The organism is Mesorhizobium sp. M2A.F.Ca.ET.039.01.1.1, assembly GCF_003998035.1.
Classification (GTDB): domain Bacteria; phylum Pseudomonadota; class Alphaproteobacteria; order Rhizobiales; family Rhizobiaceae; genus Mesorhizobium.
In genome coordinates this window covers 1-6224 of the sequence record NZ_RZRY01000378.1, presented here as the reverse complement: position 1 = coordinate 6224, position 6224 = coordinate 1, and the positions used below count along the sequence as shown (strand labels likewise).

Sequence of the window (6224 nt, the reverse complement as noted above, 5' to 3'; positions counted from 1 at the left end):
TTCGTTGGCCTTCTTCAGGTCGGCGATGCCCTTCTTGCCGCAAGCGTCGAAGTCGGTGTCCGGCACGTCGGTGCGGGCCGGGACCGAACCCTTCACCACGTTGAAGGCCGACTGGAAGCTTTTCGACAAGGTGGCGGTGGCCAGCGCGACCTGGGCGGCCTTGCGATCCTCCGGCACGTTGAACATGCCGAACATGTCGGAGTTGTAGATCACCGAGCCGTCGGTGCCCGGGAAGCGGTAGCAGAGGAAGTCGGTGTCAGGGGTCTTGTTGGCGGCGTGGAACTCGCCCTTGGCCCAGTCGCCCATGACCTGAACCAGCGCGTCGCCCTTGATGACCATGGCGGTGGCGAGGTTCCAGTCGCGGCCCGAGAAGTTCGGGTCCACATATTTGACGAGCTTGGCGAGGTTGTCGAACGACTTCTTCATCGTGTCGGACTTGAGCGAGTCCTCATCGAGGTCGTTCATCGCCTTCTTGTAGAACTCCGGCCCGCCGGTCGACAGCACGACGGAGTCGAACATGGTGGCCTCCTGCCAGTTCTGGCCGCCCAGGGCGAGCGGGATGACGCCCGCAGCCTTGGCCTTGTCGAGCAACGCCACGAAGTCGTCGAAGGTCTTCGGCTCGGTGCCGCCGATCTTGTCCATCACCGCCTTGTTGATCCACAGCCAGTTGACGGAGTGGACGTTGACCGGTGCGGCCACCCACTTGCCGTCATAGACCGAGAATTTCTGCAGGGCGGCCGGAACCGACTTGTCCCAGCCTTCCTTCTTGGCGGTCTCGGTCAGGTCGCCCATGACGCCGGCGGCGGCATAGTCGAGCACGGTGTAGCCCAGCATCTGCGAGGCGGTCGGGTAGTTGCCGGCCGCGACCATCGCCTTCAGCGCGGTCATGGCGGCGTCGCCGCCGCCGCCGGCCACCGGCACGTCCTTCCAGGCAAAGCCTTCCTTGGCCAGATCCTGCTTCAGCACGTTCAGAGCTGCCGCTTCGCCGCCCGAGGTCCACCAATGCAGCATCTGCACTTCCTTGACGTCCGCGGCATGCGCCGAGAACGCAAAGCTCGTCGCAAGAGCCGTTCCGATAAACAGTTTGCGCAACATGTACTACCTCCCTTGTTGCATACACATAACCGGCGGGTGTCCGCCGGCGTCTCCCAACTCAGCCGACCCACCAACCGGTACGCTGGCCGCGATGAAACTGGATGGTCTTTTCCTCGGTATAATCCTCGACAGCGCGTTTGCCGAGTTCGCGTCCCAGACCGGACTGCTTGTAACCCCCGAAAGGCAGCTCTGGGTAACCTTCCATGAACGTGTTCACCCAGACCGTCCCCGAACGCACACCGCGCGCCACCGACATGCATGTGTCGATGCTGGCGCTCCACACCCCTGCAGACAAACCATAGGGCGTGTTATTGGCAATGTGCAATGCCTTTTCAATCGTTTCAAAAGTGAGCACGGACAGCACCGGACCGAACACTTCCTCGCGCGCGATCGCCATGTCTTCCGTGACGTTACGGACGATAGTCGGATCGAGATATTGGCCGGCGTTGGATTGAAGCCGGGTGCCGCCGGCGAAAACGCTGCCGCCGTCAGTTTGCGCCGCCGCAACATAGCCGGCTACCCTTTCCATATGATCGGCCGAGATCATGGCGCCGACCTTGGTGCGGTTGTCGAGCGGATCGCCGACGCGGACCTTTTCAGCCAGCGCCTTGACTGCGCCAAGGAAGTCGTCGGCGATCGCCTCATGCACGATCAGGCGGCTGCCGGCATTGCAGCATTCGCCGGCGTTGAAGAAGCCGCCGAACACCGCGGCGTCCGCCGCCGCTTCGAGGTCGGCGTCGGGGAAGACGATCTGGCCGTTCTTGCCGCCGAGTTCCATCGAGACCTTCTTAAGCGAATTGGAGGCGGCGGCCATCGTCATCTTGCCGACACGGGTCGAGCCGGTGAAGGAGACCATCTCGACCAGCGGATGGCTGACCATCGGCGCGCCGATATCCGAGCCGTAGCCGGCGAGGATGTTGACGGCGCCGGGGGGCAAGCCGGCTTCGAGCAGGATGTCGCCAAGCACGAAGGTCGAGGCCGACGTCATTTCGCTGGGCTTCACCACAGCCGTGCAGCCGGCGGCGAGCGCGAAGGGCAGTTTCTGGCTGACGATCAAGAAGGGGAAGTTCCACGGCGTGATGATCGAGACGACTCCGATCGGTTCGCGCAGCACCACGCCCAGCATATCGTCGCCGAGATTGGCGTAGCTTTCGCCATGCAGCGTGCGGGCGAGCGAGGCGGCATAGCGCCAGATATCGACGGCGCCGCCGATCTCGCCGCGCGCCTGGGCGATCGGCTTGCCGGATTCCAGCGCGTCGAGCCGGGCGATCTGTTCCAGCCGGCTTTCTATCAGGTCGGCGGCCTTGAGCAGCACCGCGGCGCGCTCCGAGGCCTTCATGCGCGGCCAGGGTCCGGTTTCGAAGGCCCTGTGCGCGGCCTGCACAGCGGCCTCGACTTCCGCGGCGCCGGCCTGGGCATAGCGGGACACGACAAAACCATGGCCGGGGCTGGCGCGCTCGATGCTGCGGCCGTCGCTGGCGTCGACATGCTTGCCGCCGATCAAGAGCTTGTAGGGCTGCGGCGCCTGGGACGCTTCGGCCGGCATGGCAATGTTGAGCGGTGCGTTCATCATGTCTTCTCTAGGATCTCGAAAAGGCCGGCTTCTGCCTGGCCTTGAAGGCGCCGACGCCGGCTTTGAGGTCGCCCGTCAGCGCAATGAAGCCGCTGGCCAGCGCCTCGGTCGCGGCTGCGTCTTCCTCGCCCTCGGCAACGCCGATCATCAGCTTGGCGGCCTCGGTCGCCAGCGGGCCGCGCTCGGCGATCTTTTCGGCCCAGCTTCTGGCTTCGTCGAAAGCCTTGCCGGTTTCGACCAGCCGGTCGACGATGCCGTCCGCCAGCGCGTCGGCCGCCAGGAAAATCTCGCCGCCAATCGCCATCCGGCGCACGATCTGTGCACCGAAGCGGCGCACGGCGCGTTGCGTGCCCGACCATCCGGGAACGACGCCGATAGAGGTTTCGGGGAAGCCGAGTTTTATCTGCGTTTCGGCGACGCGGAAATCGCAAGCGGCCGCCAGCTCCAGCCCGCCACCCAGCGCATGGCCGGACAGAACCGCGATGGTCGGTTGCCGGAGCCGCGCCAGCCGGTCGAAGACGCGGTGGCCATAGCGCACCCATTGCACCTGAAAATCGGCGGCGCTCATCGCGCCCCAGGCTTCGACGTCGCCGCCGGCGCAAAAGCCCTTGCCTTCGCCACGGATGAGAACGGCGCGGACGCCCTCGGCCCGCTCCGCCTCGTCGAGCGCTGCTTCCAGGGCACGCAGCATCGGGATGTCGAGCGCGTTGAACTTTTCCGGCCGGCGCAGCGTGACGATGCCGATCGCGCCATCCTGCTCGAAAGTTACGAGTTCAGCCATGCGCGCCTCCGAGCGAAGCACCGCCGTTGAGCGACAGACCGATCGGCCGGTTCTGATAGAGCGCCGCAGGCGTGACCTTGAGGTCGTTGGCGACGGAGAGCGGGATCTCGGCCTGCGCCAGCACATCGCGTTCGAGGTCCACGCCAGGGGCAAGCTCCGTGACCATCAAGCCGTCGGGCGTCAGCTTCATGACGCAGCGCTCGGTGACATAGGTGATGTCCTGTCCCTGCGCGACGGCCCTCTTGCCGGAGAAGGAAATGTGCTCGACCTCCTCGACCACTTTCTTGACCTTGCCTTCCTGGTCGATGCGGATCGCGCCATTGGCCAGCGAGAGTTTCGCGCCGGCATTGAAGAAGCCGGAGAAGACGATCTTCCTCGCCCGCGCCGTGATGTCGACGAAGCCACCCGCGCCGGCGGTGACATGGGGCCGCGCCGAAAGTTTCGAGACATTGACCGAGCCGTGGCGGTCGATCTGCAGGAAGGAGAGCAGCGAGGCGTCGAAGCCGCCGGCCTGGAAATAGATGAATTGGTGCGGCGAGGGCATGATCGCCTCGGCATTCGAGGCGCAGCCGAACTTGAAGTCGAGCAGCGGTACGCCGCCGACCGCGCCCTGCTCGATCACCCAGGTGACCTTGCCGTGCTGGCCTTCCTCGAGAAGGATGCGAGGCACGTTGGCGGAGATGCCGAAGCCGATGTTGACGGCCATGCCGTCGCGCAATTCCATGGCGACGCGGCGCGCGATCACCTTCTGGATGTTCATCTCCGGCGTGCGGAAACTCGACAGTGGCCGGAAGATCTCGCCCGAGATCGCCGGGTCGTAAGGCGTCTGCGTCGTCTGCAACTGATCGGGCGCCACCACGATATGGTCGACCAGCACGCCGGGAACGCGGACGTCGTGCGGCTTCAGCGTGCCGTTCTCGACGACGCGCTTCACCTGCGCAATGACAATGCCGCCATTGTTGCGGGCGGCAAGCGCCTGCTCCAACCCGCCGAGATAGGCACCCTCATGCTCGTAGGTGAGGTTGCCGCGCTCGTCGGCGGAGGTGGCGCGGATGATTGAGATATTCGGCACGATCGAGCGGAAGTAGAGCCATTCCTCGCCGTCGAACTGCTCAACCGACACGATCGGCTCGCTGGCGGCGGCGTTCATGGCGCAGCCCTGGTGGCGCGGATCGGCGAACGTATCGAGGCCGACCTTGGTCAGCACGCCGGGGCGCTTGGCGGCAGCCTCGCGATGCATGTCGAACAGGATGCCCGACGGCACGTTGTAGGCCGCGACTGAATTGTCGCCGATCATCTTCCAGATCTGTGGCGGCTCGGCGGAGGAGGGGCCGGACGGATAGGAGCCGCACAGCGTGCGCTTCAACAGGCCGGGCTTGGCGAGATGGTCGATGCCCTTGATGCCATACATGTCGCCGGCGGCGATCGGATGCAGCGTCGTGATCGCCTTCGGATGGCCTTCCGCGTCGAAGCGCTCGCCGATCGCGGCAAGCACGGCGTCGGGGCAGCCGAGGCCGCTCGACGACGATACCGAGACGACCATGCCGTCCTTGATCAGGCTGGCGGCGTATGCCGCCGAGACGAGCTTGCTCAATCGAGGCTCCCAAGTTGCGGGTCGATGGTCACAGCCTTGCCGGTCTTCGACGATTGCAGCGCGGCTTCGGCCGAAGCCAGCGACCAGATGCCGTCCTCGCCGGTGGCGGAAGGCTGGCCTTCGCCGCGGATCGCGGCGTGGAACTGGCGGACCGAGCGGGTATAGAGGTCCTCGCGGTCGAAGCTCAGCTCTTCCTCGCCGCTCGCGGTGCGCAGCAGCACCGAGCCGATCGGCTTCTGCGTCATCACATTGGCGGCGATCAGCGAGCCTTCCGTCCCGTGCACCTCGAAGCCGGTGCCGGCATATTTCGTGGTGAAGCCCTCATGCGATTGGGCGATGACGCCGGACTTGAAGCGCCAGATGCACATGGCGCCGTCCTCCAGCCCGCTTCCAGCCATGCCGGCCGATTGCGTGAAGGCCGAAACCTCGACCGGATCGTCGCCGAGCACGAAGCGCAGCGTGTCGGCATCGTGCACCGTGATGTCGAGCACCACGCCGCCGCCGGCCTCGGGCCTGGTGATACGCCAGCCTTGCAGGTTCTCCGGCAGAAAGACCGAGTGGAAGACGCGCGCCGCGATCGGCTTGCCGATGCGGCCGGCGGCGATCGCCTCTCGCATGGCGCGATGAGCGCCGGCGTTGCGCAGGTGATGATTGGTACCGAAGACGATGCCGGCGTTCTTCGCTGCCGAAACCATCGTCTTCGCATCGGCGCTAGTCAGCGCCAGCGGCTTTTCGCACAGCACATGCTTGCCCGCCTTGATCGCGGCCATGCCCTGCTCAAGATGCAATTCGTTGGTGGTGGAGATGTAGACGGCGTCGATGTCCGAGTTGAGCAGAGCGTCGAGGGTCGAGACGGCGGCCGGAATGCCGTTCTCGCGGGCGTAGGCCTCCGCGCGCTCCGCGTTCGAACTCATCACGGCTGCGATCTCGCCATTGGCCTGCGCGCGGATGGCGCTGATCATGAACTGCTTGGCGATCGTGCTGGCGCCGATTAGTCCCCATCGCGTGCTCATGCCGCGTCTCCCACCTGGCTGTTGCGGTTTGGCCCGCTGCTTTCCCGCACGACCAGGCTGACGGCGCCGATATGGTCCTCGGCGCGCGTGGTGCGCGACTGGATCATCTTCAGCATGGCATGGGCGGCGCGCTCGCCGAGGCCGGCCGCGTCGACCGCGACGCTGGTC

The 6224-nt window shown here is 65.5% G+C and carries 5 protein-coding genes; all 5 read right to left on the bottom strand.

The window, feature by feature from the left end:
- Positions 1–1095, bottom strand: a 1095-nt coding sequence (locus EOA24_RS24315; RefSeq protein WP_133374590.1) for an ABC transporter substrate-binding protein, incomplete at its 3' end; no start/stop codon positions are given.
- A 58-nt stretch (positions 1096–1153) separates the two neighbouring features.
- A complete protein-coding gene (locus EOA24_RS24310) occupies positions 1154–2665 on the bottom strand; it encodes an aldehyde dehydrogenase family protein (protein WP_126083726.1) in 1512 nt (503 codons plus the stop codon).
- 10 nt (positions 2666–2675) lie between these two features.
- Positions 2676–3449, bottom strand: coding sequence for an enoyl-CoA hydratase/isomerase family protein (locus tag EOA24_RS24305; RefSeq protein WP_126081448.1), 774 nt, complete (start codon positions 3447–3449; stop codon positions 2676–2678).
- Positions 3442–5043: an acyl CoA:acetate/3-ketoacid CoA transferase gene (locus tag EOA24_RS24300; RefSeq protein WP_127410140.1), complete on the bottom strand. Its 1602-nt coding sequence runs from the start codon at positions 5041–5043 to the stop codon at positions 3442–3444. Before EOA24_RS24300 ends, EOA24_RS24305 begins: the two co-directional genes overlap by 8 nt.
- On the bottom strand, positions 5040–6056 hold the full coding sequence (locus tag EOA24_RS24295) for a Gfo/Idh/MocA family oxidoreductase (protein ID WP_126081450.1): 1017 nt from the start codon (positions 6054–6056) through the stop codon (positions 5040–5042). The genes EOA24_RS24300 and EOA24_RS24295 overlap by 4 nt, the downstream gene beginning before the upstream one ends.
- Positions 6057–6224 lie beyond the last annotated feature (168 nt).